The sequence below is a fragment of the Nonomuraea sp. NPDC050383 genome, from assembly GCF_044459125.1.
Lineage (GTDB): Bacteria > Actinomycetota > Actinomycetes > Streptosporangiales > Streptosporangiaceae > Nonomuraea.
In genome coordinates, this window is sequence record NZ_JBITIP010000002.1 from 266,912 (window position 1) to 292,078 (window position 25,167).

Genomic DNA, 25,167 nt, shown 5'->3' on the forward strand with positions numbered 1-25,167 from the left:
GACGCGGGCAGGCTGCGACGCGGGCGGTCATGGCGCGGGCGGTCATGGCGCGGGCCGGTTATTGGGATGCGCGGTGGCTGCGGGGTCCGGCAGCATGGACCGTTGGCTCCCGGTGCACGGGGCTCAAATATCCTGGAAGCAGTATGGGAACCTCCGCGTTGTCCTCTCCGCTCACCGACATCCAGTCCCGCCTGCCCGAGCTCATGCCGCGCGACCAGCGGCGGCTGCGGCGCAGGCTCGACGGCGCGCGCCGGGTGCGCTCCCGCGAGGCCCGCGACAAGATCGCCGCGGAGATCCTCGCCGACGTCGAGCGCGCCGAGCAGCGGCTGGCCCGCCGCCGCGAGGCCGTGCCCGCGATCACCTACCCCGAGAACCTGCCGGTCTCCCAGCGCAGGGACGACCTCCTCGCGGCCATCCGCGACCACCAGGTCGTGATCATCGCCGGTGAGACCGGGTCCGGCAAGACCACCCAGATCCCCAAGATCTGCCTCGAACTCGGGCGCGGCGTCCGCGGCCTCATCGGCCACACCCAGCCGCGCCGCATCGCCGCCCGCACCGTCGCCGAGCGCGTCGCCGAGGAGCTCGGCACCGAGCTGGGCCAGGTCGTCGGCTACAAGGTGCGCTTCACCGACCAGGGCAGCGACCGCACGCTCGTCAAGCTGATGACCGACGGCATCCTGCTGGCCGAGCTCCAGCACGACCGGCTGCTGGAGCAGTACGACACGCTCATCATCGACGAGGCCCACGAGCGCAGCCTCAACATCGACTTCATCCTCGGCTACGTCAAGCAGCTCCTGCCCCGGCGCCCCGACCTCAAGGTCATCATCACCAGCGCCACCATCGACCCCGAGCGGTTCTCCCGCCACTTCGGCGACGCGCCGATCGTCGAGGTCTCCGGCCGCACGTACCCCGTCGAGGTCCGCTACCGGCCGCTCGCCGAGGACGACGACCAGACGCAGGGCATCGTCGACGCCTGCCGCGAGCTGGTCACCGAGGGGCCGGGCGACATCCTCGTCTTCCTCAGCGGCGAGCGGGAGATCCGCGACGCCGCCGACGCGCTCAGCAAGGCCGACTTCCGCAACACCGAGGTGCTGCCGCTGTACGCGCGGCTGAGCGCCGCCGAGCAGCACCGCGTCTTCCAGCGCCACACCGGCCGCCGCATCGTGCTGGCCACCAATGTGGCCGAGACGTCGCTGACGGTCCCCGGCATCAAGTACGTCGTCGACCCCGGATACGCCCGCATCTCCCGCTACAGCCACCGCACCAAGGTGCAGCGGCTGCCTATCGAGGCCATCTCCCAGGCCAGCGCCAACCAGCGCAAGGGCCGCTCCGGCCGCACCTCCGACGGCATCTGCGTCCGGCTGTACGAGGAGGAGGACTTCCTGAGCCGGCCGGAGTTCACCGACCCGGAGATCCTGCGCACCAACCTCGCCTCCGTCATCCTGCAGATGACCTCGATCGGGCTGGGCGACATCGAGGCGTTCCCCTTCGTCGAGCCGCCGGACCGCCGCCAGGTCAAGGACGGCGTCAACCTGCTGCACGAGCTCGGCGCGTTCGACGCCGAGGGCCGGCTCACCCCCGTCGGCCGCAAGCTGGCGACCCTGCCGGTCGACCCGCGCCTCGGCCGCATGGTGCTGGAGGCCGAGAAGCACGGCTGCCTGCGCGAGGTCATGGTGATCGCCGCCGCACTGTCCATCCAGGACCCGCGCGAGCGCCCCGCCGACAAGCAGCAGCAGGCCGACGAGAAGCACCGCCGCTTCGCCGACCCCGAGTCCGACTTCCTCGCCTACCTCAACCTCTGGCACTACCTCCAGGACAAGCAGAAGGAGCTGTCCTCCAGCGCCTTCCGCCGGCTCTGCAGGGCCGAGTTCCTCAACTACCTGCGCGTACGCGAGTGGCAGGACATCTACAGCCAGCTCCGCCAGGCGCTCGGCGTCCAGCCCAACAGCCATCCCGGCGACCCGCACAGCGTCCACGTGTCGCTGCTGGCCGGCCTGCTGTCGCACATCGGCGTCAAGGACGTCATGGACAAGCAGCGCCCCGCCGACGGCCGCCGCCCCATCCAGGAGTACCTCGGCGCGCGCAACGCCCGCTTCGCCGTCTTCCCCGGCTCCGCCCTGGCGAAGAAGCAGCCGCAGTGGGTCATGTCCGCCGAGCTCGTCGAGACCTCCCGGCTGTGGGCCCGGGTCAACGCCAAGATCGAGCCCGGCTGGGTCGAGCCGCTCGCCCAGCACCTCGTCAAGCGCGCCTACTCCGAGCCCCACTGGGAGAAGGACCAGGGCGCGGTCATCGCGCTGGAGAAGGTCACCCTGTACGGGGTGCCGCTGGTCACCGGCCGCAAGGTCAACTACGGGCGCATCGACCCGGAGCTGTCGCGCGAGCTGTTCATCCGGCACGCCCTGGTCCAGGGCGAGTGGGACAGCCACCACGAGTTCCTGCGCGCCAACCGGCGGCTCCTCCAGGAGGTCGAGGAGCTGGAGAACCGCGCCCGCCGCCGCGACATCATGGTCGACGACGAGGCCCTGTTCGACTTCTACGACCGGCGGGTGCCCGCCGACGTGGTCTCGGCCCGCCACTTCGACGCCTGGTGGAAGAAGGCCCGCGCCGACGACGCCGACCTGCTGACGTTCTCCCCGGAGATGCTCGTCAACGAGGGCGCCGACGTCAGCACCCAGGACTACCCCGACACGTGGCGGCAGCTCGGCCAGCGGATGAAGCTGACCTACCAGTTCGAGCCGGGGGCCGACGCCGACGGCGTGACCGTCCACGTGCCGCTCCAGGTGCTCAACCAGATCGGCTCCGACGGCTTCGACTGGCAGATCCCCGGCCTGCGCGAGGAGCTCGTCACCGAGCTGATCAGGTCGCTGCCCAAGCCGCTGCGCCGCAACTTCGTGCCCGCCCCCAACTACGCCAGGCAGGTGCTGGCCAACGCCAGGCCGGGCGGCGAGCCGCTGCTGGAGGCCGTGGAGCGGGAGCTGCTGCGCCTCACCGGGGTACGCGTGCCGCACGACGCCTGGCAGCTCGACCAGCTCCCCGACCACCTGCGCGTCACGTACCGGGTGATCGACGAGCGTAAACGGACCATCGCCGAGGACAAGGACCTCGACGCGCTCAAGCGGCGTCTCGCGCCGCGCCTGCGCCAGACGCTGTCGGCGGCGGCCGACGACCTGGAGCGGACCGGACTGCGCACGTGGAGTTTCGGCACGCTGCCCAAGGTGTTCGAGCAGGGCCGCATGAAGGGCTACCCGGCCCTGGTGGACGACCGCGACTCGGTCTCCGTCAAGATCTTCGAGACGGAGGCGGAGCAGCGCCGCTCCCACTGGCCCGGCACGCGCCGCCTGCTGCTCCTCAACGTCACCAACCCGGCCAAGTCGCTGCTCGCCGGCCTGTCCAACCAGGCCAAGCTGGCCCTGTCACGCAGCCCGCACGGCGGCGCCGTGGCGCTGTTCGACGACGTGGTCAACGCGGCGGCCGACAAGCTCATGCTCGACCGGGGCGGCCCCGCCTGGGACCCGGTCTCCTTCGACCGCCTCTACCAGCACGTACGGGCCGAGCTGCACGACACGGCGGCGGACGTGCTGGCCAAGGTGGAGCAGATCCTGAGCGTGTGGCACGCGATCGGCACCCGGCTGGACCCGCTGCCGTCGAGCGCCTCCACGGAGGACGTCCGCGAGCAGCTCGGCCGGCTCGTGTACGCGGGATTCGTCACCGCGACCGGCAACCGGCGGCTGTCCGACGTGCTGCGCTACCTGCGGGCCATCGAGCGGCGGCTGACCAAGCTGCCGGAGGAGCCCTGGCGCGACGAGGAGTGGATGGCACGGGTGCACAAGGTCGAGGACGACTACCACGACCTGCTGGACAAGCTCCACCCGGCCCGGCGCTCGGACCCGGACGTGGTGGAGATCAGGTGGATGATCGAGGAGCTGCGGGTCAGCTTCTTCGCCCAGACGCTCGGGACCCCCACCCCGGTGTCGGAGAAGCGCATCGCCAAGGCGATGGAGAAGCTCAGCCCTTGAAGATCGAGGTGTCGAGCTCCAGGTTGACGGGATCGGGCAGGCGGACTGTCGAGCCGATCGGAACCGTGGCGATTGCTATGTAGGCGTCGTCGTCGATGGCGCTGTGGACAGTGACCGTCTGAGGGGTGGCGACGATGTCGATCAAGAGATAGATCGGCACGCCTGCCGCCGCATACAGGCGCGGCTTCTCCGTGCGATCGCGAACGATGCTTCCCTTGGAGACAACCTCGGCAACCATGATCAAGCCAGAGGAGCGCAGCTCACGCTCTTCCCAACGAGGGCAGTCGGAGGGTGCCAGCACGTAGTCGGGCTCTACGGGCTCCCGGGAGCCGTCGAGGCACACGTCGATATTGCCGGTGTATCCCTTCCAGCCGCGTTCGCGGATGACCGGAGCGAGAAGGTAGCTCAGTTCCATGGCGCAGTCAGCGTGCTCGGGGGTGCCGACGGGGGTCAAGACCACACTTTCTTCTATGACTTCAGCGCGGAAGCCCGGCAACTCTGGGAGTGCGTCGAACAACTCACGGCAGGTCTCGGGCACGCCTTGGTCCTTGTCGAGCCACATCTTCGGGCGCTTACGGGCTCTCTTCGGCAACACCGCACTCATCGGCCGTCCCTCCGTAGTCGAACGGGCACGCTAAGTATTACATGTGCCGACCCTCTGCTGAAGCGCTTGCCAGCCGCCCATACAGTTGGGCGGACGAGAAAGGACTGGGATGATCAAGGCAGTGGTGTTCGACGTCGGCGAGACGCTCATCGACGAGACGCGCATCTGGTCACGCTGGGCCGACCGGCTCGGCGTGAGCAGGTTCGTGATGATGGGCGCGCTGGGCGGCATGGCGGCCCTGGACCGCTCGCACCGCGAGGCGTTCGAGCTCGTCCGGCCCGGCATCGACATCGCCGCCGAGCTGGCCGCGTGGGAGCGCGACGAGCCGGAGAGCCTGCGCAACCACTTCGACGCCGACGACCTCTACCCGGACGTGCGCGAGGCCCTGGCCGCGCTGCGCGACGCCGGTCTCCAGGTGATCGTCGCGGGCAACCAGCCCGCCCGCGCCCACGGCGCACTGGTGGCCATGGAGTTGCCGGCCGACTCCGTCCACACCTCCGAGGGGTGGGGCGTGTCCAAGCCCGATCCCGGGTTCTTCGCCAAGGTCGCCGCCGTCGCGGGGCGCGAGCCGTCCGAGATCCTCTACGTGGGTGACCGGCTGGACAACGACGTGCTGCCGGCCGGACGGGCGGGCATGCGCACCGCGCTGCTGCGGCGCGGGCCGTGGGGGTATCTGCACGCCGAGCGGCCGCAGGCGGGGGCCGCCGACGTGGTCGTCGACGACCTGCACGCGCTGCTGCCGGCCCTGTCGCGCCTCACCTGAGCCGGCCGGTCCCGCCGTCGGCCCCGCCCGGCTCGCCCGGGTCGCCGGTGTCCTGGTCGCCCGAGTAGAGGGCGTCGGGGTCCAGCGTGTCGGGGTCGACGCGGACCGCGCGCTCCTCGGCCGACAGGTCGCCGGAGTCCCCGCCCCAGTCCTCGCCGACCTCGTCGCTCTCGACGTCCGGTGCGAGGCCCTCGTCGGGCTGGGTGAGCCGGTGCTCCTCCCGGCGCGTCCGCTCCCGCTCCGGCTTCTCCCGCCGCAGCCGCTCGTCCAGGGTGTCCTCGTGCTGGGGGTCGTCCTCGTCGATGCGGTGATCGAGGCCGAGGTCGTCGGTCCACTCCTCGACCTCGATCTCCTGCTCGTCGGCGAGCCCGAACCTGTCCGGAGGTAGTTCGCTCATACGGCACCCATACCCCTGGGCGCGACCGGAACCCTAGGATCCGGCCTTCCGCAGAGCCTGCTCCAGCTCCTCCTTGTCCATCTGCGAACGGCCGGGGAGGTCGGCCTTCTGCGCCTCCTTGTACAGCTCCGCCTTGGTCGGCTCGGCGCCGTCCTTGGAGCCGTTCTTGGAGCCGTTCGAGGTGCCGGCGGCCTTGGTGAGGGCGGTCAGCTCCTCCTGGCGGCGCTGCTTGAAGGCGGCGCCGAGCTCCTCCAGCTTCCTGGCGTCGGCCGTCCTGGCCAGGGTCGGCAGGATCGTGCTCTCCTCTTCCTGCACGTGGTGGTTCACGGACTCGACCAGCTTGTCGAGGGCCTCCTCGAACTCGGCGCCGTCCGGGTCGGCCCGCTTGAGCGCGTCGAGCAGCACCTCCGCCTCCTTGTGCTCCTCCACGCCGTGGTGGGCGTCGATGCCGGGGTAGACGCGGTCCTCCTCGGCCCGGGCGTGTGCGGTGAGGAGGGCGTACAGCTCGGCCACCGTGGCCCGCCGGTCGCCCTGCTTCTTCTTGAGCCGCTCGAAGAGCGCCTCGACCTCGCGGTGGTCACTGGTGATGAGAGTGATGACATTGTTCGCCATGGCGGCACCTGCTACCCGCGCGACGGGCGTCCAATCGCGGCGTTCTCAGCGGCCGATCGCCGCGCCGATGAGCGCGCGCGGGTCGGCCGCGCCCGCCAGCACGCCGTCCGGCCGTACGTCGATGAGGTGCGCGTGGCCGAACGTGCTCCCGTACGGGCGGGCGGTCACCGGGTGGCCGAGCGCGGCCAGCCCGTCCGACCAGGGCGTGCCGTCCTCCAGGTCCAGGACGGTGTCGTCGGGCGCGTACCAGGTGTCGAACCCCGTGCCGGCCGCGCCGATCCGCCAGCGCGGAGCCGCGACGGCCTCGCCCGGGAGCTCGCCGTGGCGCAGCAGCCGGGTGATGACCTGGAGCAGGATCTGCGGCTGCGCGTCGCCGCCCATGGTGCCCACGACGGAGCGCAGCGCGCCGTCGGGCCGGGTGACCAGCGCCGGCGCGAGCGTGTGCGGCGGCCGGCGGCCGGGGCCGTACTCGGCCGGGTGGCCGGGCGTGAGCGAGAAACCGATGCCGCGGTTGTGGAGGTTGATCCCGGTGTGGGGCTCGAAGAGCATGCTGCCGAAACCGGCGGCGTTCGACTGGATGAGGGAGACGCCCATCCCGTCGCCGTCCACCGCGCACAGGTACGTGGTGTCGCCCGGCTCGGCCGGAGCGGTGAGGCGGAGCCTCCGGGCCGGGTCGACCAGCGCCCGGCGCCGCTCGATCTCCCCGGACGACAGGAGGTCCTTGGCGTCCTCGTGCAGGAGGGCGAGCCGGTCGTGGCCGCTCACCCGGGCGGCCTCGGCCAGCAGGTGCGCCCAGAGCGGATCGCCGGGGGAGGCGGGCAGGTCGAGCCCGTCGGCGATGCCGAGCGCCATGAGCAGCAGGTAGCCCTGGGAGTTGGGCGGCATCGACCAGACGTCGTGGCCGAACGCCCGCACCGCGAGGGGGGTGACCCAGTCGGCGTTCGGCCGGGCGAGGTCGGCGCGGTCGTACTCGCCGCCGCCGAGCTCCAGCAGGCCCTCCCCGAACTCGCCGAGGTAGAAGCCGGCGCGCCCGTCCGCGGCGACGGCGCTCAGCGCCCTGGCCACGCCCGGCCGCGTCATCCGGTCGCCGGCCGCGCGGACCGCGGCGAAGTCGCCGCCGCCCGGCCGTCCCGCCGCGACGCGGGCGCCGGCGAGCATCAGCGGCGAGGCGGCGAAGCCCTGGCTCGCCAGCCTGATCGCGGGTTCGAGCAGGGAGGGCAGCGGAAGGCGGCCGTACCGCTCGTGCAGCGCGAGCCACCCGTCCACGCAGCCGGGCACGGGGACCGAGCGGATGTCGTGCAGGTGCGGCATGCGCTCGTTCCCCTCGGCGCGCAGCCGGTCGGGGTCGGCTCCCGACCCGGCGCGCCCGGAGGCGTTGAGCGCGGTCACCTCGCCGGGGGAGCCGTCGTGGACCAGGGCGAACAGGTCGCCGCCCAGCCCGCACATGTGGGGGGCGGTGACGGCGAGGACGGCGTTCGTGGCGATGGCGGCGTCGGCGGCCGAGCCGCCCCGGTCGAGCGCCGCCACCCCCGCCGCGGAGGCGAGGTGGTCGACGCTGCACACCATGCCGGATGTCGCGTATCGGGTGTCATGCACCTTCACGACCTTACGGTGGCTCCCGGTCCGGGCAAGGCCGCGGGCAGGATTCCAAGCGAGTTCGCAGGTGGCGGGGCAGCAGAGGAGGGGCCGGTCAGACGGGTTCGAGGGGGCGGTCGCGGCTCACCAGGGCGGCGTAGTGGCCGTCGAGGGCCAGCAGGTCCTCGTGCCCGCCGCGCTCCACGACCCGGCCCCCGTCCAGCACCACGATCTGGTCCGCGTCCCGCACGGTGGACAGCCGGTGCGCGATGGTGATCGTGGTACGGCCCTCCGCCAGTGTGTCCAGCGCCTCCTGCACGGCCCGCTCGGTCTGCGTGTCCAGGGCGCTCGTCGCCTCGTCCAGCACCAGCACCGGCGGGTTGCGCAGCAGCGTGCGGGCGATCGCGAGGCGCTGCTTCTCTCCGCCGGAGAAGCGGTAGCCGCGCTCGCCGACCAGCGTGTCGTAGCCGTCGGGCAGCGCGGCGATGTGGTCGTGGATGCGGGCGGCCTCGGCGGCGGCCCGCAGCTCCTCGTCCGTCGCGTCGGGCTTGGCGAAGCGGAGGTTGTCGGCGATGGAGGCGTGGAAGAGGTACGTCTCCTGCGACACCACGCCGACGGTGTCGGCCAGCGTCTCGAAGGTGAGGTCCCGGACGTCCACGCCGTCGATGGTGATCCGGCCGGCGGTGACGTCGTACAGCCTGGGCAGCAGGTAGCCGAGCGTGGTCTTGCCCGAGCCGGTCTCGCCGACGACGGCCAGGCTGGTGCCCGCCGGCACGGTGATGTCCACGCCGGTCAGCGCGGGCGCCTCGCCGTACGAGAAGGAGGCGTCCTCGTAGCGCACCTCGCCGCGCACGGACGGGAGCGTCCGGGTGCCCGGGTGGATGTCCACGGGCAGGTCGAGGTACTCGAAGATGCGGCCGAACAGCGCGAGGGAGCTCTGCACCTCCACGCCGAGCCGCAGCAGCGACACGGCGGGCCGGAACAGGCTCACCTGGAGCGTCGTGAACGCCACGAGCGTGCCCACGGAGATCGCGCCGGTGTAGCCGACCGCCCAGTAGATGACGGCGGGCATCGCGGCCATGACGATCTGGATGGACGCCTGCCGCCACCGCCCGGCCATGCTGGAGCGTACGCCGAGGTCGGCCAGCTCGTCGGAGGCGCCGGAGAAGCGCCGGGTGAGCTCGGCCGAGCGGCCCATGGTGCGGCCGAGCAGGATGCCGCTGATCGACAGCGACTCCTGGACCATGGAGGAGATGACCGCGAGCGTGCGCTGGCGCTCGGAGGTGATGCGCCTGCGCTCGGCGCCGACGTGACGGCTGATCCACACGAACACCGGCAGCAGCACGAGCGAGATCGCGGTCAGCCGCCAGTCGAGCGCGACCATGGCCACGATCGTGGCGATCACGGTGGTGAGGTTCGAGACGATCGAGGTGGCCGTGTTGGTGACCACGGACTGCATGCCGCCGATGTCGTTGGCGATGCGCGACTGGACCTCTCCGGTCCGCGTCCGGGTGAAGAAGGCCAGCGACATGCGCTGGAGGTGGGCGTACACGGAGGTGCGCAGGTCGTGCATGACGCGCTGGCCGACCGTGGTGGACACCAGTGTCTGCACGACGTCGAAGACGCTGGTGGTCACGGCGACGACGATCATCCCGAGCGCGAGCAGCGTCAGCAGCAGCGGGTCGCGCTGGGGGATCGCGACGTCCAGCACCTCGCGCAGCAGGAACGGCGAGGCCAGCGACACCAGCGACGACAGCAGGATCAGGACGCCCACCAGGCTCAGACGGCCGCGGTAGGCGCTGAAGAGCGTGACGACGCGCCGCAACGGCGCGCGTGGTTCGTCTGCCAAGAAGACTCCTTTCGGATGTTCGCTCAAACAGAGGTTAGCTCATAATTGTTCCCCGACTCTAAGCTTGGGCCATGGACGACGTGGAGCTGTCCGAGCTCTTGCACCTGGTCACCCGCCGGTTGCGGCATGGTTACCTCCACCGGCTGGAGCCGCTCGGGCTGACCCCCGGGCAGGCGCGGGCGCTGCGCGCGCTCATCGACGCCGGCCGGCCGCTCCGCATGGTGCAGCTCGCCGACCAGCTCCGGATCGTGCCGCGCTCCGTGACGCCCGTCATCGACGCGCTGGAGGAGGCGGGGCTGGTGCGCAGGGAGGTGGACCCGGCCAACCGGCGCTCGACGCTGGTGGTCATCACGGACGCCGGCCGGGAGGTGTACGAGCGCGCCCGCGAGGCCCGCAGGCAGGCGGGGCAGGACCTGTTCGCGGTGCTCACGGGGGAGCAGCGCGACCAGCTGAGGGAGCTGCTCGGCGCGGTGGAGGCCCAGTTCGGGTAGCGCCGTCACGGGTAGCGCCGTCACGGGTCGCCCGCGCGGGGCGGCCCGGTCCGGGAGCCGGCTCAGGGCCGGCGTGACGTAGTCCGTCCGCCGGTGACCGTGGCCAGGCACGGCGGGCACGTCAGGAGGGCGGAGTACGGATAGCGTCCGCGCGCGTCGAACACCGCGAAGTCGGCGCGGCCGCCCGGCCCGAGCGAGCCGATCCGGCCCACGCCGCCGTCCATGCCGAGCGCCCCGGCCCCGCCCAGCGTGAGCGCCTCCACGAGCCTGCGGTCGAGCCCCCGCGTCCGCGCACCGATGGCCCGGGCGCGTTCCCGCACGGTGCGTGCCTGTTCGAGCAGGCCCGGACCCGCCGGGGAGGGCCCCGTGCCGAACGCGATGCGGTCGCCCTCGTCCAGCAGCGCCGGCACGTCGTCGAGCGCCTCGCCGGGTGCGGGGCAGACCGTCACCCGGGTGCCGCGCAGGCGCAGCAGCTTGCGCTCGCCGGGGTCCAGCGGGCGGGCGCGGGCCACGTGGCAGTGCGGCCCGAGGGCGCCGGCCTCGTCCAGCGCGGCGGGGGAGTCGAGCCCGAGGTCGGCCAGCAGGCGCAGCCCGAACGTCCGGGCCAGCAGCGCCACGTCCTCCAGCACCTGCGGGTCGGCCGTGCGCGGCGCGACGCCGACGCCGCCCGGCCGGTCGAGCTCCCTCATGGCGGTGATGACCGCGTCACGGCCGACCCGCTCCCACTCCTCCTCCGACGCGCACGCCACCTCGATGTACGAGAGGCCCGGCAGCCCCGGCTGGTCGGCGGGGGCGGTGACGATCTCGGCGCGCGCCGTCACGCCCGGAGCGGGGACGCCGGGACCGGAGCAGGCGTCCACCAGGCCGGCCACGATCATGCCGGGCCAGCGGCGCTCCTCGGCGATCGGGAAGTACGCGAGCAGGTCGGCCCGCTGACCGACCTGGAGCACGCGGTCGCCGCGGATGGCCACGCCGCCGTCGCGGATCGGCTCCGTGGTGATCGGCAGCACCAGGGGAGCGGAGTGGAGGACGATCGGGACGGGGGCGCGCCTGCCGAGGACCGGTCCGGCACGCTTCCCACGCGGCATCTCGGCTCCCGTCAAATCTTCCCTTTTCGTATTAAACGTGACCATGGCCAGGGGCGCAATCAGCTTCCGGGATGCGGCCCCCTCGGGCGGTAGCGGCCCGACAGCCGGGCCAGCTTGAGGCTCAGATGCAGGGCCAGCCGCTCGCCGCCGTCCTTCAGATCGGTGCCGGCCAGCTCCTCCACGCGCTGCAGCCGGTAGTAGAGGGAGGTGCGGTGCAGGCGAAGCGCCCGCGACGTGGCCACCGCGCTGCCCGCCAGGTCGAGGTACGTCTCCAGGGTCTCCAGCAGGGGGAGGTGCTGGTCGTCGCCCAGGAGGGGTTCGAGGCCGGGGTGCAGGTCGTGGCCCGGCAGGTGGGTGAGCATCCGGTAGACGCCGAGCCGGGTCCACTCCGCCGTCCGGCCGGTGGCGGGCACGCGGGCGGCCACCTCGGCGGCGTGCCGGGCCTCGGCGTACGAGGCGGCGGCCCCGTCCAGGGCGGGCCGGGGCCGTCCGACGCCGACGGTGACCGGGACGGGCATGGCCGCGTGCAGCTCCTCCGCCGTGGCGAGCGCCGCCGTCGCCCCGGACTCGCCGGGACCGCCCGAGACCCCGCCGCCCGATACCCCGCTGCCCGAGACCCCGCCGCCGGAGGGGCCGCCGGCGGCGATCAGCAGGACGACGTGGTCGTGGCGGACCAGGTGCAGCGGGTGGTGGCCGGTCAGCCGCCGCCGCAGCGTCAGGGCGCCCTGCTCCAGCATCGCCCCGGTCTCCCCGCCGGACGGCGCTCCCCCGGCGGCGGGGCGTGGAAGGGGGCGGGCGACCAGGGCCGTCACCGGCTGGGCGCGGGGGAAGGCGCCCGCCTCGACGAGGCGGCGGGCGGCGTCGTGCTCCCCGAGCATCAGCCCCGCCACCGCCTCCAGCTCCCGGTGCGCGGGCAGTCCCGCGGCCAGGCTCTCGTGCAGCAGGGTCAGGCCCAGCGCGGGAGCCGCCGCCGCGGCCTCGGCCACCTGCGCCTCCGTCAGGGCCGGCCCGGCGTCGATGAACCACAGGAAACCCAGCAGCCCGCCGTCGTGCCGTACCGGGACGCACACCCGCGGCAGCAGCCCGAGGGCGGGCGCGCCGGGGACCCGCAGCGGGCCGGGCGCGTCGTGGATCCCGGCGGCGGCCAGCCACCGGCGGGCCTCAGGCGCGGCGCGGCGGCGCAGGATCGAGTCGCGGCGGACGTCGTCCATGGCGCCGGTCTGCTCGCTGTGCGCGAGCACCCGGTGCAGCCGGTCCTCCACCAGCAGGGGATGTCCGAGGCGCGCGGCGAGGTCGTCCACGCTCTGCTGCAGGGCCGCCACGGCTCACCTGGGCATTTCAACATATGTCGGAAGACTTGCCACAGGTCTTCCCTACAACTGCGCGATGATCTCTGTCAACATCGCCTATAGCGTCCCATCCGTGAACGCCCCGAAGAAGCTGTTACGAGGTCTCCTGACCGCCCTGGTGCTCGTACCGGTGAGCCTGATGGCGACCCCCGCTTCCGCCGCGCCCCCCACCGACGACCCCGACCTCCCCTGGCGCCGGGCCCTGTGGCCCCAGACGCAGCCGTGGCAGCAGGACGGCCCCGACACGCAGGAGCTGCGCGCCCGGCCCACCGCCGACATCGCGCCGATCGACCCGCAGAACTGGGAGAACCCCGACCACATGACGTGGTCGGACTACAAGAAGGTGCCCGGCACGAGCTGGAACGACCCGGCGGTCAAGGGCTCCAAGCGCACCTTCCGGGGCGCCCTGGTGCTGCTGGACTACCCCAACCAGCCGTTCGTGGTCACCCAGCCCAAGGGCTCGACCATCTTCCAGAACCCGAGCGCCGAGGCCCACGACGTCCCCCGCGACCAGGTCGCCAAGTTCTACCAGGACTTCCTCAACACCCCGAACGACCTCAACAAGGGTCACACCATCCACGAGTACTGGATGGAGGACTCCGGAGGACGCGTCGGCGTCGAGCTGACCGGCTTCGGCCCGTACACGATGCCCGGCAAGGACCACGAGTACGCCATGGAGTACCAGGCGGACGCCTGCCCGGCCGGCGACACCTGCAACCGCAACCTGCGCGCCGACGGCAACGCCGCCTGGCTGGCCGCGGTCGGCGAGGAGACCGTCAAGCAGTTCGACTTCGTGTTCTACCTGAGCGCCGGCCAGGACGAGTCGTCCACCTGGCAGGAGTTCGGGATGATGAAGTTCCCGGACAAGGAGTCGGTGCCCGACGAGTGGGGCCCGCCGGACCCCGCCCTGCCCAACGCGTCCAAGACCCGCTACGTCGACTGGACGTCCTGGCAGTCCGGCTCGACGTTCTGGCCCAACGCCCGCTTCGGCGTCGACTCGGTCCAGGCCGAGAGCTCCGGCATGTCCGTCTACGCCCACGAGCTGAGCCACATCATGGGCGTCGCCGACAACTACAACAACCCGTACGGCACGCCGCTGCGCCGCGCGTACTCCGGCATCTGGGAGATGCTCAGCCGCGGCACGTTCAACGGACCCGGCGGCCCGCACAGCCGCTGGCTGATCCCGCCCACGTCCGGCTCCTCCATGGGTGCCCAGCACATGCTGCGCAACAAGATCAAGCTGGAGATGGTCGACGAGCGCAACGTGCTGAGCCTGTCCCGCGACGCGCTCGCCGAGTCGGGCCTCGTGACCGCCCGGGTGACGGCCCGCGCCGTGCGGCCCGGCCAGGACGGGCTCATGGGCCTGAACATCGCGTTCGGCAGCGGAGACAAGAGCCCCGCCTGCGACACCAGGACCGACCCCCTGTGCGACGGCGGCGGCTACGACAACTACACCGTCGAGGTCGTCGACCGGATGGGAACCGACTCCTTCACCCCCGACTCCGGCGTGCTGCTGGCCAAGACCAAGGACCAGGACCGGTCGCCGTTCATCTGGGTGGTCGACGCCAACCCGCAGGACATCGGGATGACCGACTACGTGCTGCCCGACGGCACCAAGGTGCCGATCACCATGGGCGACTACCGGCAGCTGTCCGACGCGCTGTTCCACGCGGGCACCGGCTCGGGCAGCGAGTACGAGTTCGCCGACCAGGCCAACCGCCTGCACTTCTACGTCACCGACGTCAAGCGCGACCGCCAGGGCGTGCTGTCGTACACGGTGGCGGTGCGCTCGCTCGACGGCGCCGGCCCGCAGAGGCGCGGCGTCCGCGTGCTGCCGGGCGCCGGGGTCCCGGCCGGCAAGAACGTGTCCCGGTGCTCGTTCCCGCTGCTCAACACCGGCAAGGCCGCGCCGGCGCAGGGGCAGCATCCCGAGGACGTCAGCGCCTACCTCGGCTCCGACGTCTACCGGCTCAAGGCCGAGGTCAAGGGCAAGGGCTGGACCGCCCAGCTGCCCAACGAGCTGGCGTCGGTCGCGTTCGGCAAGCAGGCCGGCGTGACCGTCAACGCGGTGCGCGCCTCCGGCGGCGACCGGCTGGCCACCGTCACGCTCACCGCCACCTCGGAGAGCGACCCGGCCAGGACGGCCACGGCCACCTGCCACGTCATCGGCCTCTGACCCGTCGCGGGGTACGGCCGGCACCCGGCCGTACCCCCTCCCTCCGCGAGAAGACGAACCTCCGCGAGACGACACGGACCTCCGTGCGAAGACACAGATCTCCGCGAGAGGACACGGACCTCCGCGAGAAGACACGGACCTCCGCGAGAAGACACGGAAAGAGAGGTCTCCTTGACAGGGCAGCCGCCGGACAAGCCGGAGCCGCGGCGTCGCCGGATCCCCGTGGCCGCGCCCGTCGCGGCGGGCCTGGCCGCGGCCGCCGCCAGCATTTTGGCCGCCTCCCTGGAGTGGGACATCCCGTCCGTCGCCAAGATCGGTGTGACGGCCGGCGCCGCGCTCCTCGTCGGCCTGACCACCTGGGCCACCACCGAGGCCAAGCCCAGGGCGCTGCCGAAGGGCGACGCCGCCGCCACCCGCGCGCCCGACCAGTGGCCGCCCGTACCGGAGCACTTCACCGGCCGAGCCGAGGCGCTGGCCGAGCTGCGCGACGTCTTCGCCGCCCGCCGCAACGCCAGTGACGTCACACCGCCGCTCGTCGTGTCCGTGTACGGCAGGGGCGGCGTCGGCAAGTCCGCGCTCATGTCCCGGTTCGGCCAGGAGGTCGCCGGCTGGTTCCCCGACGGGCGGCTGCACGCCGACCTGCGCGGCGGCGTGGGCGCCCCGGTGCGCCCGGAGGAGGTGCTGATCGGGTTCCTGCGCGCGCTCGGCGTCCGGCTCACCACCGACCCCGGCGGCCTGGAGGAGCTGCGGCGGCTCTGGCTCACCTGGACCAAGGGCCGCCGCATTCTCATCGGCCTCGACAACGCGCACAGCCCCGACCAGGTCAAGCCGCTCATCCCGGCCGAGCCCGGCTGCGCGGTGCTGGTCACCTCGCGCCAGCCGCTGTTCCTCAACGGCACGCACGACACGCGGCTCGGCGTGTTCAGCGAGGCGCAGGGGGTGGAGCTGCTGGCCCGGCTGGCCGGCAGCGCCCGCGTGGTCGACGACCTGGACGCCGCCAAGGAGATCGTCCGGCTGTGCGACCGTCTGCCGCTGGCCATCGGCATCTGCGGCGGCCGGCTGGCCACCCGCGAGCAGTGGACGCTGCGCGAGATGGCGAACCGGCTGCTCGACGAGCGCCGCATCCTCGACCAGCTGGAGCTCGCCCCGACCGTGGACAAGAGCGTCCGCGCCTCCGTCCAGCTCAGCTACGACGACTGCACCGGCATGCAGCGCCGCCTGCTGCGTCTGCTGTCCGAGCTCACCTCGCCCGACGTGCCCGGCTGGGTGGCGGGCGAGCTGCTCGACATCTCCGTGCTCGACGGCGCCGACCAGCTGGAGGCGCTCATCGACGCCCAGCTCGCCGAGTGCTCGGGAACCGACCAGACCGGCACCATGCGCTACCGGCTGCACGACCTGGTCCGCGTCTTCGCCGCCGAGCCGGCCGCCGAGGAGGACGAGGGCCGTCGCCGCGACGCCGTCGAGCGGGTCCTGTCGGGCTACCGCCGCCGCGCCGAGGCCGCCGCCCAGGACCGCTGGCCCCAGGACTGGAGCAAGGCCGGCCGCCGCTCCAGCGCCGAGGGCCAGGTGCACGCCGGCGACTGGCTGAACGCCGAGCGGCTCAGCCTCGTCGCCCTGGCCGAGCTGGCCCGGCGGCACGAGCTGTGGGAGCTGACCTGGGGGCTGGCCCGGGCGTTCTGCTCGCTGTGCCACTCGCTGCGCGCCTACTGGTCCGACTGGCGGGCGGTCGCCGAGCTGGGCTGCGAGGCCGCGCTGCGCACCGGCGACCGGCGCGCGCTCGGCATCTCCCTGCTGGACCGCGCCGCCGTGCAGGGCGGGCTGGGCGCCCACGAGGCGGGCCGCGTGGACGCCGAGCGGGCGCTGGAGCTCTTCGTGGAGCTAGGCGAGACGTGGTGGGCGGCCCGCGCCAGGCGGGCCATCGGCATGTCGCTGTTCTCCGACGGCCACCTCGACCGCGCCCAGGAGCACCTGGCCGGGGCGATCGCCGCGTTCCGGGCCGAGGACGACCAGTGGTGGATGGCCCGCACCCAGCGCAACCTGGCCGAGCTGCGGCTGGCCGAGCGGCGGCCCGAGGAGGCCAGGGAGCTGCTGGAGGACTCGCTGGCCGTGTTCGAGCGGGCGGGCAACCGGTACTCCGAGGCGCAGACGCTGCGCGCGTACGGGGAGGTGCTCGCCGCCCAGGCGCGCGGCCTGCGCAGGGAGGGCGAGCACCGGGCCGCGCTCGACGGGTTCACCAGGGCCGGGCACAGCCTGAGCCGGGCCGCGGAGATGTTCCGGCAGCGCGGCGAGCTGTGGGAGGAGGCGCGCTGCCTGCGCGCCGCGGGCGAGGTGGGCGACCCCGCCAACGGGCTGCGCGAGCTGGAGTACGTCCGGCGCGCGGAGGACATCCTCGCGGCGCTCGGCGACTCGTGGGGCGTGGCCCGCACCGCCCTGTCCGCCGGGCGGGCGCTGGCCCGGCTGGGCCGTGTCGAGGAGTCGGAGCGGGAGCTGCGCCGCGCCGTGGAGGCGTTCGAGGAGCTGGACGACCGGTGGTGGATGGCGCTCAGCCTGCGTCACCTCGGCGAGGCGCACCTCGACGCGGGCGGCGCGGCGTCGGCGGTCGGCCCGCTGCGCGAGGCGCGGGAGATCTACCGCAGCCTCGGCAACGAGGCCGGCATGCGCCGCACCCTGGAGCTCCTGCGCCGCGCGGAAGGCTGACGCGGAAGGCTGACAGGGACGGGGGCGGGCGCTCAGGTGAGCGGGGTCCTGAGGAGCTCGCCCGCGGTGCGGCGCGCCTGCAGGACGCTCTCCTCGAACAGCCGGCGCACCTGCCGTGCCTGCTCCTCCAGCTCCCTGATGTGCCGGCGCGCCAGGTCGTCGCGGACGGTGTCGGCGATCAGGCGCTGGTAGTCGGGGGTGCGGGCGGCCAGCGTCTCCAGCCTCTGCTGCGCGTGGAACACCTGGTCGGCGCGGCTCACCTGCCGGGCGTACTGCTCCAGGTGCCGCACCCGCTTCGACAGCGACGTCCACGCCGCGTCGAGGGCCGTCGTGTACGGCCGGAAGGCGTCCTCCAGACCGGAGGGCAGGACGCGGGGGACGACCTTGCGGTGCTCGGCGTGCATGGCCGAGAGCCGCGACAGCCGGTGGGCGATCTGCCACACCTCCTCGGGCAGCGTCACCTGGTTGTCGATGGTGTCGATCAGTCCCGCCCGGTGCACCGCGGAGCACAGGACGGCGTCCACGGCGTCCTGCGCGCGGCGCAGCAGCCGCTGGCACGGGTAGTCGAGGTCCTCCGGCAGCACGTAGTGGGCGGCGTACTGGCGGGCCAGCCGCACCCGCCGGCGCAGGTCGCGCCGGTCCGCCGCCACGCTGAGCTCGCGGGTGAGCGCGATCGTGCCGAGGCCGGCCGCGGCGACCGCCGCCACGATCGGCCCTCCGGGCAGCCTGACGACCAGGACGGCCAGCAGGGTGACGACAGTGAGGAGGATGAGCACCACCTGGCCCCGCGCGGACGCGGGCTCCGTGCCGGTCCGGGCCATGCGAAGCAGGTGAGGAGCCGACCACAGCCGGGCCCAGACGTCCCGGGGCAGTGATGGATCGATCACCAGCCGGGGAGGCAGAGCGTGTGGAGTCACATGTTCATGTTGCGTTATGAACCTCGAATCCGCTGAGGATCGGCAGACATATAGGGTCTAAGCGATGAACGCGATGACGAGATGGATCGACCTGGAAGGCGCCGTCAACGTCCGCGACCTGGGCGGTCTGCCCACCGTCGACGGAGGCGTCACCCGTTACGGCCGGATCTTGCGGTCGGACAACCTCCAGGGGCTTACGCACCGCGACGTGTCGCACCTGGTCGGCGAGCTCAAGCTGCGCCACGTCGTGGACCTCCGCTCGACGGCCGAGGTCACCCTGGAGGGCCCCGGCCCGCTGGCCCGGATGCCCGAGGTGACGCACCACCACCTGACGCTGTTCACCGAGGGCGGCAGGCACACGGACGTCGAGGCGGACACCATCGACGCCGACAAGGTGCTGCCCTGGCAGGAGCGCCAGCTCGACGAGGACCTGCGGATGACCGGGTTCTACTACGGTTATCTGCGCGACCGGCCCGACTCGGTGGTGGCCGCGCTGCGGGCCATGACGCTGGACGACGGCGCGGCCGTGGTGCACTGCGCGGCCGGCAAGGACCGCACCGGCGTGCTGTCGGCGCTGGCCCTGGAGACGGCGGGCGTCACCCGGCAGGCGATCGTGGAGGACTACGCGGCGACGGGAGAGCGCCTGGACGCGGTGCTGCGGCGGCTGCGCTCCAGCGCCACGTACCGCGACGACCTCGACTCGCGGCCGGCCGACGACCACATGCCGAGGCCCCGCTACATCCAGCAGTTCCTGGCGGTGCTGGACGAGCGCTTCGGCGGGCCGATGGGGTGGCTGGCGGCGCACGGCTGGACGGACGAGGACACCGGGGCCATGCGGGCCCGCCTGCGCGACTGAGCGGGCCGCTTCCAGGACTTTCGGGACTTCTCCTGGCGGCTTCCTCAGGCGAGGGTGACGACCGTGCGCTCGGCCGCCGAGCGGCGGGCCGCCTCAAGGACGGCCAGCGCCTCGGTCACGCTCTCCGGCGTGACCGGCGGCGGCGCCCCGTCGCGCAGGCAGGCGGCCACGCCCCGGTAGAAGTCGAGGTAGGCGCCGGGCAGCGTGGGCACCAGGCCCTGCCGCTCGTCGGTGCCGAGCGTGCCCCAGCGCTCCTCGGGCTCCTCGCCGAACCCCGCCGAGCCCGGCGCCAGCCCGGCTCGCAGCCGCTCCTCCTGCACGTCCAGGCCGTCCTTCACGTACGCGGCCAGCGAGCCGAGCACCCGGAACCGGGGGCCGGGCCGGGCGGCCAGCGCGCTCGCCCACAGGTGGGACCGGGCGCCGCCGGCATGGGTGAGGGCCAGGAAGGTGTCGTCGTCGCCGGAGACGCCCGCGCGCCGCACGTCGCTCTCGGCGTAGACCTCGCGCACCGGGCCGAGGAGCTGGACGGCCTGGTCGACGAGGTGGCTGCCGAGGTCGTAGAGCAGGCCGCCGATCTCCTCCTCGCCGCCCGTCTCGCGCCAGCCGCCCTTGGGCCGCGGCCGCCAGCGCTCGAAGCGCGACTCGAACCGGTGGACCTCGCCCAGCGCGCCGCCCTTCACCAGCTCCCGCACGGTGAGGTAGTCGCCGTCCCAGCGGCGGTTCTGGAACACGGTGAGCATGAGGCCGCGCCGGGCGGCCAGCTCGGCGAGCTCCCGGGCCTCGGCGGCGGTGCGCGCGAGCGGCTTGTCCACGACGACCGGCTTGCCGCGCGTGAGCGCCTCGGTGGCGAGCGGCACGTGGGTGCGGTTGGGCGAGGCGACGACGACGAGGTCGCACAGCTCCCAGAGCCGGTCGGTGCCGGGCACGGCCGTCGCGCCGTAGCGGGCGGAGACGTCGGCGGCGCGATCGGCGTCGCGGGTCACCACCGCCGACAACGTCAGGCCCTCGGCGGCGTGGATCAGCGGCGCGTGGAAGTACGCGCCCGCCGTGCCGTATCCGACCAGGCCGACCCGGATGTCGCTCATCGAGCCAGCCTAACCGGTGCCGGCCGGCCCCCCTGTCCCTCCGCCCGCCGCCTACTCGTCGTCGCGCTCGGCCAGGAAGCGCTCGAACTGGGCGGCCAGCTCGTCGCCGGTGGGCATCTGCGCCGCCTCGGCGATGAGGTTCTCCCGGTCCGCGCCGCCGGCGAACGCGTCGTACTGCTGCTCCAGCCCGGCGATGGCGGTCGACAGCTCGGTCGACGCCTGGATCTGCTCCTCGATCTCGGTCGTGGTGCGCCGCGCCGCCTCGCGCAGCGCGTCCATGGGGAACACCAGCCCGGTGCTCCGGGTGACCGCCTCCAGCGCCGTCACGGCGGCCTGGGGGTACTCCGCCTGCGCCAGGTAGTGCGGCACGTGGACCGCGTACCCGAGCGCGTCGCGGCCCTCGGCGCCCAGGCGGTACTCGATGAGCGCGGCGGCGCTGCCCGGCACCTGCACCCGGCCGAACGAGCTGGTCTGATCGGCGTTGAGCAGCTCCGGACGGCTGGCGTGCGGGGTGATGCCGAGGGGACGGGTGTGCGGCACGGCCATCGGGATGCCGTGGACGGTGATCAACCTGCTGACGCCCAGCCGCTCGGCCAGCGTGCCCACGGCCCGGGTGAACAGCTCCCACTCGCGGTCCGGCTCGGGCCCGGTCATCACCAGGAACGGCACGCCGGTGGAGTCCTTCACCGCGTACAGGGCCAGCTCGGGGGTCTCGCAGGACACCCACCGGTCGGTGTCGAACGTCATGACGGGCCGGCGGGAGCGGTAGTCGAGCAGGCGGTCGACGTCGAACCGGGCCACCACCTGGTGATCCAGCTCGGCGAGCACGTGCGCCAGCGCGAGCCGCCCGGCGCCGCCGGCGTCCACGAAGCCCTCGAAGTGGTAGAGCAGCACCGGATCGGCCGGCTCCGGCACGTCGTCGGCCAGCTTGTAGAGATCCGTCGGGTCGAACACGTTTGGACAGCCTTTCCCTAGCTACTCTCTCCTGAAACCCACGGCGAGCCGGAACGATTCCGTCCACGGCACCCTATCGAGGCAGAATGGGACACATGGACGGGGATCCGGAGCTGGACGAGCTCACGGCCAAGCTGTTCGACCTGGCCAGGAGGGGTGAGACGGAAGCCCTGCGCGCCTATGTGGAAGCCGGGGTGCCCGCCGACCTCACCAACGGCAAAGGTGACACCTTGCTGATGCTGGCGGCCTGTCACGCTCACGCCGAGACCGTGCGCATGCTCGCCGGGCACGGCGCCGATCCGGACCGAACCGACGAGCGTGGCCGGACGCCGCTGGCGAGCGCCGTGTCCAAGAAGGAGTCGGCCGTGGTCAGGGCGCTGCTCGACGCGGGAGCGGACCCCAGGGCCGGGCGCCCGTCCGCGGAGGACACGGCCCGCATGCTCGCAGACGATCAATTTCTCGACTAATTTCGTCAAATGGGCAAATAGCGACAAATGGGGGAAAATGCGCTGAAATGGCATTGAAGTAATCTACTGTGGCCTTTCGTGCTGTCCCTCGTCATGCTGTAGGCGTGGCTACTTCTGCGAATCCGTTCACGAGGCGACCCCTTCGCATCCCCCCGCTGCCATGCCCGTTCCCCAACGAGATCAACGTGCACGCCACGGAGGTCGACGCGGAGAGCCACGCCTGGCTGGCCGCCTCCGGCATGCTCGCCGGCGCCGACACGATCGAGCACTTCCGGCGCTCCCAGATCGGCCTGCTGGCCGCGCGGACCAACCCGGCCGTCCCGCGCGACAGCCTCCGGCTGATCAACGACTGGTACAACTGGCTGTTCGCGTTCGACGACGCCTTCTGCGAGGGGGAGTTGATGGGGTCCCGGGCCTCGGCGCTGGCCCGGGCCCTGCCGCCGATGCTGGAGATCGTCGATTGCCGCAGGAAGCCCGACCCCGCCGACCCGTTCGGGGTCGCCCTCGACGAGCTCCTGCACCGCATCTCCGAGTACGCCACACCGGCGCAGGTGGACCGGTGGCGCATCACGGTGAAGGAGTACCTGTTCGCCCAGATCTGGGAGGCGGCCAACCGCGAGGTCGACCTGATCCCCGCCCCGGACGACTACATCCTGATGCGCCGCATCACCGGAGCCACCTTCACCTGCTTCGCGCTCATCGACGTGGGCGGCGGCTACCGGCTGGAAGCGGAGGAGTGGCACCACCCGGACGTGCGCGCCCTGTCCGACCTCGCGTGCGACCTCATCGGCTGGGACAACGACCTGCTCTCGTACGCCAAGGAGCGCGACCGGGACAAGGCCCGGCACAACCTCGTCACGGTGCTGGCCACCCATCGGGGCCTCACCCTGCAGCAGGCGCTGGAGGAGGTGGCGCGCATGCACGAGGCGGCGATCACCGCGTTCGTCGCGCGGCGGGCGGCCCTGGAGCAGTGGGCGTCGCAGCCCGTCCGCAGGTATGTGCGGGGCCTGGAGAACTGGGTGCGGGGACACATCGCGTTCTCGCTGGGCAGCGCCCGTTACGTGCACGCCTGGCCGCCGGGCACCCGCTGGCCGCACGCCGACTGACGCGACGGGCGGTCTCCGCGCGGGCCCATGGGGGTGGGTCAGGCGTCGAGGCCGTCCAGCTCACCCAGCGCGAGCGCGGACACCTCGTCGAGGTCGAGCCGCGAGCCCTCGTCGAAGGCGGCGCGGTAGGCGGCCTCGCCCATGGCCTTCTGGCACTCCTTGACACACTGCTCGTGGTCGCTGGTCAGGAACGGGGCGCCGAGCATCGGCAGGCCGGCCGTCCGCCAGTTCTGGTGCAGCGCGCCAAGCAGCTTCGCCGCCATCGTCGTCTCCTCCGCGGCGGCGAAGATCCGGGCCATGGTCTCCAGCCCCAGCAGCGTGCCCAGCGTGTCGTGGAAGTGGCGCTTGATCCGCACGCCCTCGCGTGAGCTCTCCAGCGCCTCGGTCGTCCGCCTGGTCGCCAGCCGGGTGATCGACAGCGCCCACTGCGCGTAGGAGCTCACCCAGAGCTCGCCCCGCTCACGGCACACCTGCAGGCAGTCGACCAGCAGCGACTCCGCCTCGAACAGCTCGCCCTGCGACGACAGGACCAGCGACAGCTCGACGATCGCGGGCAGCAGACCCGGGTTGAGCTCCTTGTTGTCGGTGTTGAACTCGATGGCCACGCCCAGCAGCGCGCTCGCCTTCTGCAGGTCGCCCTGGAGCAGCGCGGCGGTGCCCTGCATCTTGGAGGCCAGGATCACCGCGCGGGAGTCGCCCACCCGGACCGCCTCGGCGCTGCACTTCTCGGCCGCCTCCAGCGCGCCCGCGCTGTCGCCCTGGGCGCTGCGCACGTACGACAGCACCCACAGCGCCTTGCAGCGCTCCTTGCTCACGCCCGGGTTGGCGTGCAGGGCCCGCTCCAGGTACAGGCGGCCCTCGCGGGCGAAGCCGCAGCACACCCACATGAACCACAGCGACGACAGCAGCGTCAGCGCCTGCACCGACGAGCCGGGCGTCCGCAGCGCGTGCTCCAGGGCGACGCGGACGTTGTCGTGCTCCTGGCGCATCCGGACGAACCAGTAGATCTGCCGGGGACCGGACCAGGCGTCCTCGCCGCGCTGGGCCAGGCTCAGGTAGTACTCCAGGTGGCGCTGGCGCATCCGCTCGCGCTCGCCCAGCTTCTCCAGCCACTCCTCGCCGTACTCGGCCAGCGTGTCGATCAGCTTGTAGCGCACGCCGGCGTGGTTGCTCCGGATCATCAGCACCGACTTCTCCACCAGGCCGGTCACCAGGTCGGTGATCCGCGCGGCGGGCAGCCGCTCGTCCGCGCACACGAACCTGGCCGCGTCCAGCTCGAAGTCGCCGGCGAACACCGACAGCCGCGCCCACAGCAGCCGCTCCGCCGGGTCGCACAGCTCGTGGCTCCAGCCGATCGCCGCACGCAGCGTCTGGTGGCGCGGCAGCGCGGTGCGGCTCGCGCCCGCCAGCAGGCTGAAGCGGTCGGCCAGCAGCTCCACGATCTGCTCCACCGACAGGGCGCGCAGGCGCACGGCCGCCAGCTCGATGGCCAGCGGGATGCCGTCCAGGCGCCGGCACAGCTCGGCCACCGCCCCGATGTTGCGCTCGTCCAGCAGGAAGTCGGGCATCACCGCCCCGGCCCGCGCCGCGAACAGCTGCACCGACTCGTTGGTGAACAGGCTCTCCGCCGGGTCGTCGCCCGGCACCTGCAGCGGCGGCACCGGCACCACGTGCTCGTACGGCAGCTGCAGTGACTGGCGGCTGGTGGCCAGCATCTTCAGCCGGGGATTGCTCTCCAGGAGCTCCTCGGCCAGCTCGGCGCAGCTCTGCACGAGGTGCTCGCAGGTGTCGATGATGAGCAGCATGTCGCGGTCGGCCACCCATTCCGACAGCGACTCCGAGGCGGCCCGCGACGACTGGTCGGCGATGCCCAGCGCGGAGGCGATCGTGTGTCGGACCATGCCCGCGTCCTGCAGCCGGGCCAGGTCGGCGAACCAGACGCCGTCCTGGAACTGGGAGCGCACCAGGTGGGCCAGCCGCAGCACCGTCCGCGACTTGCCGACCCCGCCGATCCCCGTCACGGTGACCAGCCGCGACTCGCCGAGATGCCGCTTGAGGTTGGCGAGAAGGCGGGTGCGCCCCACGAAGCTCGTGAGCTCCGCCGGCAGATTGCCCTCTCGCCGCCAGCCGGTCGGGGTGGCCATGGGCAGCCTCACGTGGGGGTA

The 25,167-nt window shown here is 72.7% G+C and carries 19 protein-coding genes; 8 read left to right on the plus strand and 11 right to left on the minus strand.

The window, feature by feature from the left end; genetic code table 11:
* Positions 1-143 precede the first annotated feature (143 nt).
* The gene (hrpA, locus tag ACIBG4_RS06015; protein WP_397200886.1) at positions 144-4,016 is read left to right on the plus strand and encodes an ATP-dependent RNA helicase HrpA; all 3,873 of its coding nucleotides are present in this window, start codon (positions 144-146) and stop codon (positions 4,014-4,016) included.
* Here hrpA and ACIBG4_RS06020 read toward each other — a convergent pair.
* A complete protein-coding gene (locus tag ACIBG4_RS06020; protein WP_397200887.1) occupies positions 4,006-4,620 on the minus strand; it encodes a Uma2 family endonuclease in 615 nt (204 codons plus the stop codon). The genes hrpA and ACIBG4_RS06020 overlap by 11 nt on opposite strands.
* Before the next feature lie 109 nt (positions 4,621-4,729).
* Between ACIBG4_RS06020 and ACIBG4_RS06025 the strand changes: the two genes are divergently transcribed.
* Positions 4,730-5,383, plus strand: a complete 654-nt coding sequence (locus tag ACIBG4_RS06025; RefSeq protein ID WP_397200888.1) for an HAD family hydrolase — start codon at positions 4,730-4,732, stop codon at positions 5,381-5,383.
* Here the strand turns inward: ACIBG4_RS06025 and ACIBG4_RS06030 are convergent.
* The 4 genes from ACIBG4_RS06030 to ACIBG4_RS06045 form a co-directional block, all read right to left on the minus strand.
* Positions 5,376-5,780 carry a DUF5709 domain-containing protein gene (locus ACIBG4_RS06030; RefSeq protein ID WP_355448473.1) on the minus strand — a complete coding sequence of 135 codons (405 nt, stop codon included), beginning with the start codon at positions 5,778-5,780 and terminating at the stop codon, positions 5,376-5,378. The genes ACIBG4_RS06025 and ACIBG4_RS06030 overlap by 8 nt on opposite strands.
* A gap of 33 nt (positions 5,781-5,813) precedes the next feature.
* Positions 5,814-6,392 (minus strand): hemerythrin domain-containing protein, encoded by a 579-nt coding sequence (locus ACIBG4_RS06035; protein WP_397200889.1) that lies wholly within the window; start codon positions 6,390-6,392, stop codon positions 5,814-5,816.
* A gap of 45 nt (positions 6,393-6,437) precedes the next feature.
* The gene (locus ACIBG4_RS06040; protein ID WP_397200890.1) at positions 6,438-7,988 is read right to left on the minus strand and encodes a gamma-glutamyltransferase family protein; all 1,551 of its coding nucleotides are present in this window, start codon (positions 7,986-7,988) and stop codon (positions 6,438-6,440) included.
* A gap of 94 nt (positions 7,989-8,082) precedes the next feature.
* The gene (locus ACIBG4_RS06045; RefSeq protein ID WP_397200891.1) at positions 8,083-9,816 is read right to left on the minus strand and encodes an ABC transporter ATP-binding protein; all 1,734 of its coding nucleotides are present in this window, start codon (positions 9,814-9,816) and stop codon (positions 8,083-8,085) included.
* 71 nt (positions 9,817-9,887) lie between these two features.
* On the opposite strand from ACIBG4_RS06045, the gene ACIBG4_RS06050 reads away from it, so the two are divergent.
* Positions 9,888-10,307 (plus strand): MarR family winged helix-turn-helix transcriptional regulator, encoded by a 420-nt coding sequence (locus ACIBG4_RS06050; RefSeq protein ID WP_397200892.1) that lies wholly within the window; start codon positions 9,888-9,890, stop codon positions 10,305-10,307.
* Positions 10,308-10,369: 62 nt separating this feature from the next.
* Here the strand turns inward: ACIBG4_RS06050 and ACIBG4_RS06055 are convergent, their stop codons facing one another.
* Both ACIBG4_RS06055 and ACIBG4_RS06060 read right to left on the minus strand, forming a co-directional pair.
* Positions 10,370-11,395: a hypothetical protein gene (locus ACIBG4_RS06055; RefSeq protein WP_397200893.1), complete on the minus strand. Its 1,026-nt coding sequence runs from the start codon at positions 11,393-11,395 to the stop codon at positions 10,370-10,372.
* 59 nt (positions 11,396-11,454) lie between these two features.
* Positions 11,455-12,717, minus strand: a complete 1,263-nt coding sequence (locus tag ACIBG4_RS06060; protein WP_397200894.1) for a PucR family transcriptional regulator — start codon at positions 12,715-12,717, stop codon at positions 11,455-11,457.
* A 100-nt stretch (positions 12,718-12,817) separates the two neighbouring features.
* Between ACIBG4_RS06060 and ACIBG4_RS06065 the strand changes: the two genes are divergently transcribed.
* Both ACIBG4_RS06065 and ACIBG4_RS06070 read left to right on the plus strand, forming a co-directional pair.
* Entirely contained in the window at positions 12,818-14,920 is a 2,103-nt protein-coding gene (locus ACIBG4_RS06065; RefSeq protein ID WP_397200895.1) for a M6 family metalloprotease domain-containing protein, read from the plus strand.
* 171 nt (positions 14,921-15,091) lie between these two features.
* On the plus strand, positions 15,092-17,617 hold the full coding sequence (locus ACIBG4_RS06070) for an ATP-binding protein (protein WP_397200897.1): 2,526 nt from the start codon (positions 15,092-15,094) through the stop codon (positions 17,615-17,617).
* 32 nt (positions 17,618-17,649) lie between these two features.
* On the opposite strand, the gene ACIBG4_RS06075 is transcribed toward ACIBG4_RS06070, so the two are convergent.
* Positions 17,650-18,534, minus strand: coding sequence for a hypothetical protein (locus ACIBG4_RS06075; RefSeq protein WP_397200898.1), 885 nt, complete (start codon positions 18,532-18,534; stop codon positions 17,650-17,652).
* A gap of 64 nt (positions 18,535-18,598) precedes the next feature.
* Between ACIBG4_RS06075 and ACIBG4_RS06080 the strand changes: the two genes are divergently transcribed.
* Positions 18,599-19,390 carry a tyrosine-protein phosphatase gene (locus ACIBG4_RS06080; RefSeq protein ID WP_310710879.1) on the plus strand — a complete coding sequence of 264 codons (792 nt, stop codon included), beginning with the start codon at positions 18,599-18,601 and terminating at the stop codon, positions 19,388-19,390.
* Between the two features lie 44 nt (positions 19,391-19,434).
* Here ACIBG4_RS06080 and ACIBG4_RS06085 read toward each other — a convergent pair whose 3' ends face one another.
* Positions 19,435-20,475 carry a Gfo/Idh/MocA family oxidoreductase gene (locus ACIBG4_RS06085; protein ID WP_310710880.1) on the minus strand — a complete coding sequence of 347 codons (1,041 nt, stop codon included), beginning with the start codon at positions 20,473-20,475 and terminating at the stop codon, positions 19,435-19,437.
* Between the two features lie 51 nt (positions 20,476-20,526).
* Entirely contained in the window at positions 20,527-21,429 is a 903-nt protein-coding gene (locus tag ACIBG4_RS06090) for a PAC2 family protein (protein ID WP_310710881.1), read from the minus strand.
* A 95-nt stretch (positions 21,430-21,524) separates the two neighbouring features.
* Here ACIBG4_RS06090 and ACIBG4_RS06095 point away from each other — a divergent pair, with 95 nt between their 5' ends.
* On the plus strand, positions 21,525-21,896 hold the full coding sequence (locus ACIBG4_RS06095) for an ankyrin repeat domain-containing protein (protein ID WP_310710882.1): 372 nt from the start codon (positions 21,525-21,527) through the stop codon (positions 21,894-21,896).
* Positions 21,897-22,081: 185 nt separating this feature from the next.
* Positions 22,082-23,002 (plus strand): hypothetical protein, encoded by a 921-nt coding sequence (locus ACIBG4_RS06100; RefSeq protein WP_397200899.1) that lies wholly within the window; start codon positions 22,082-22,084, stop codon positions 23,000-23,002.
* Between the two features lie 38 nt (positions 23,003-23,040).
* On the opposite strand, the gene ACIBG4_RS06105 is transcribed toward ACIBG4_RS06100, so the two are convergent.
* Positions 23,041-25,158, minus strand: a complete 2,118-nt coding sequence (locus tag ACIBG4_RS06105) for an ATP-binding protein (protein ID WP_397200900.1) — start codon at positions 25,156-25,158, stop codon at positions 23,041-23,043.
* Between the last annotated feature and the right edge of the window lie 9 nt (positions 25,159-25,167).

What these genes read in the sequence shown, in the direction of transcription:
- hrpA (WP_397200886.1), top strand. Translation starts at nt 144, where the DNA reads ATGGGAACCTCCGCGTTGTCCTCTCCGCTCACCGACATCCAGTCCCGC.
- ACIBG4_RS06020 (WP_397200887.1), bottom strand. Translation starts at nt 4,620, where the DNA reads ATGAGTGCGGTGTTGCCGAAGAGAGCCCGTAAGCGCCCGAAGATGTGG.
- ACIBG4_RS06025 (WP_397200888.1), top strand. Translation starts at nt 4,730, where the DNA reads ATGATCAAGGCAGTGGTGTTCGACGTCGGCGAGACGCTCATCGACGAG.
- ACIBG4_RS06030 (WP_355448473.1), bottom strand. Translation starts at nt 5,780, where the DNA reads ATGAGCGAACTACCTCCGGACAGGTTCGGGCTCGCCGACGAGCAGGAG.
- ACIBG4_RS06035 (WP_397200889.1), bottom strand. Translation starts at nt 6,392, where the DNA reads ATGGCGAACAATGTCATCACTCTCATCACCAGTGACCACCGCGAGGTC.
- ACIBG4_RS06050 (WP_397200892.1), top strand. Translation starts at nt 9,888, where the DNA reads ATGGACGACGTGGAGCTGTCCGAGCTCTTGCACCTGGTCACCCGCCGG.
- ACIBG4_RS06055 (WP_397200893.1), bottom strand. Translation starts at nt 11,395, where the DNA reads ATGCCGCGTGGGAAGCGTGCCGGACCGGTCCTCGGCAGGCGCGCCCCC.
- ACIBG4_RS06080 (WP_310710879.1), top strand. Translation starts at nt 18,599, where the DNA reads ATGAACGCGATGACGAGATGGATCGACCTGGAAGGCGCCGTCAACGTC.
- ACIBG4_RS06085 (WP_310710880.1), bottom strand. Translation starts at nt 20,475, where the DNA reads ATGAGCGACATCCGGGTCGGCCTGGTCGGATACGGCACGGCGGGCGCG.
- ACIBG4_RS06095 (WP_310710882.1), top strand. Translation starts at nt 21,525, where the DNA reads ATGGACGGGGATCCGGAGCTGGACGAGCTCACGGCCAAGCTGTTCGAC.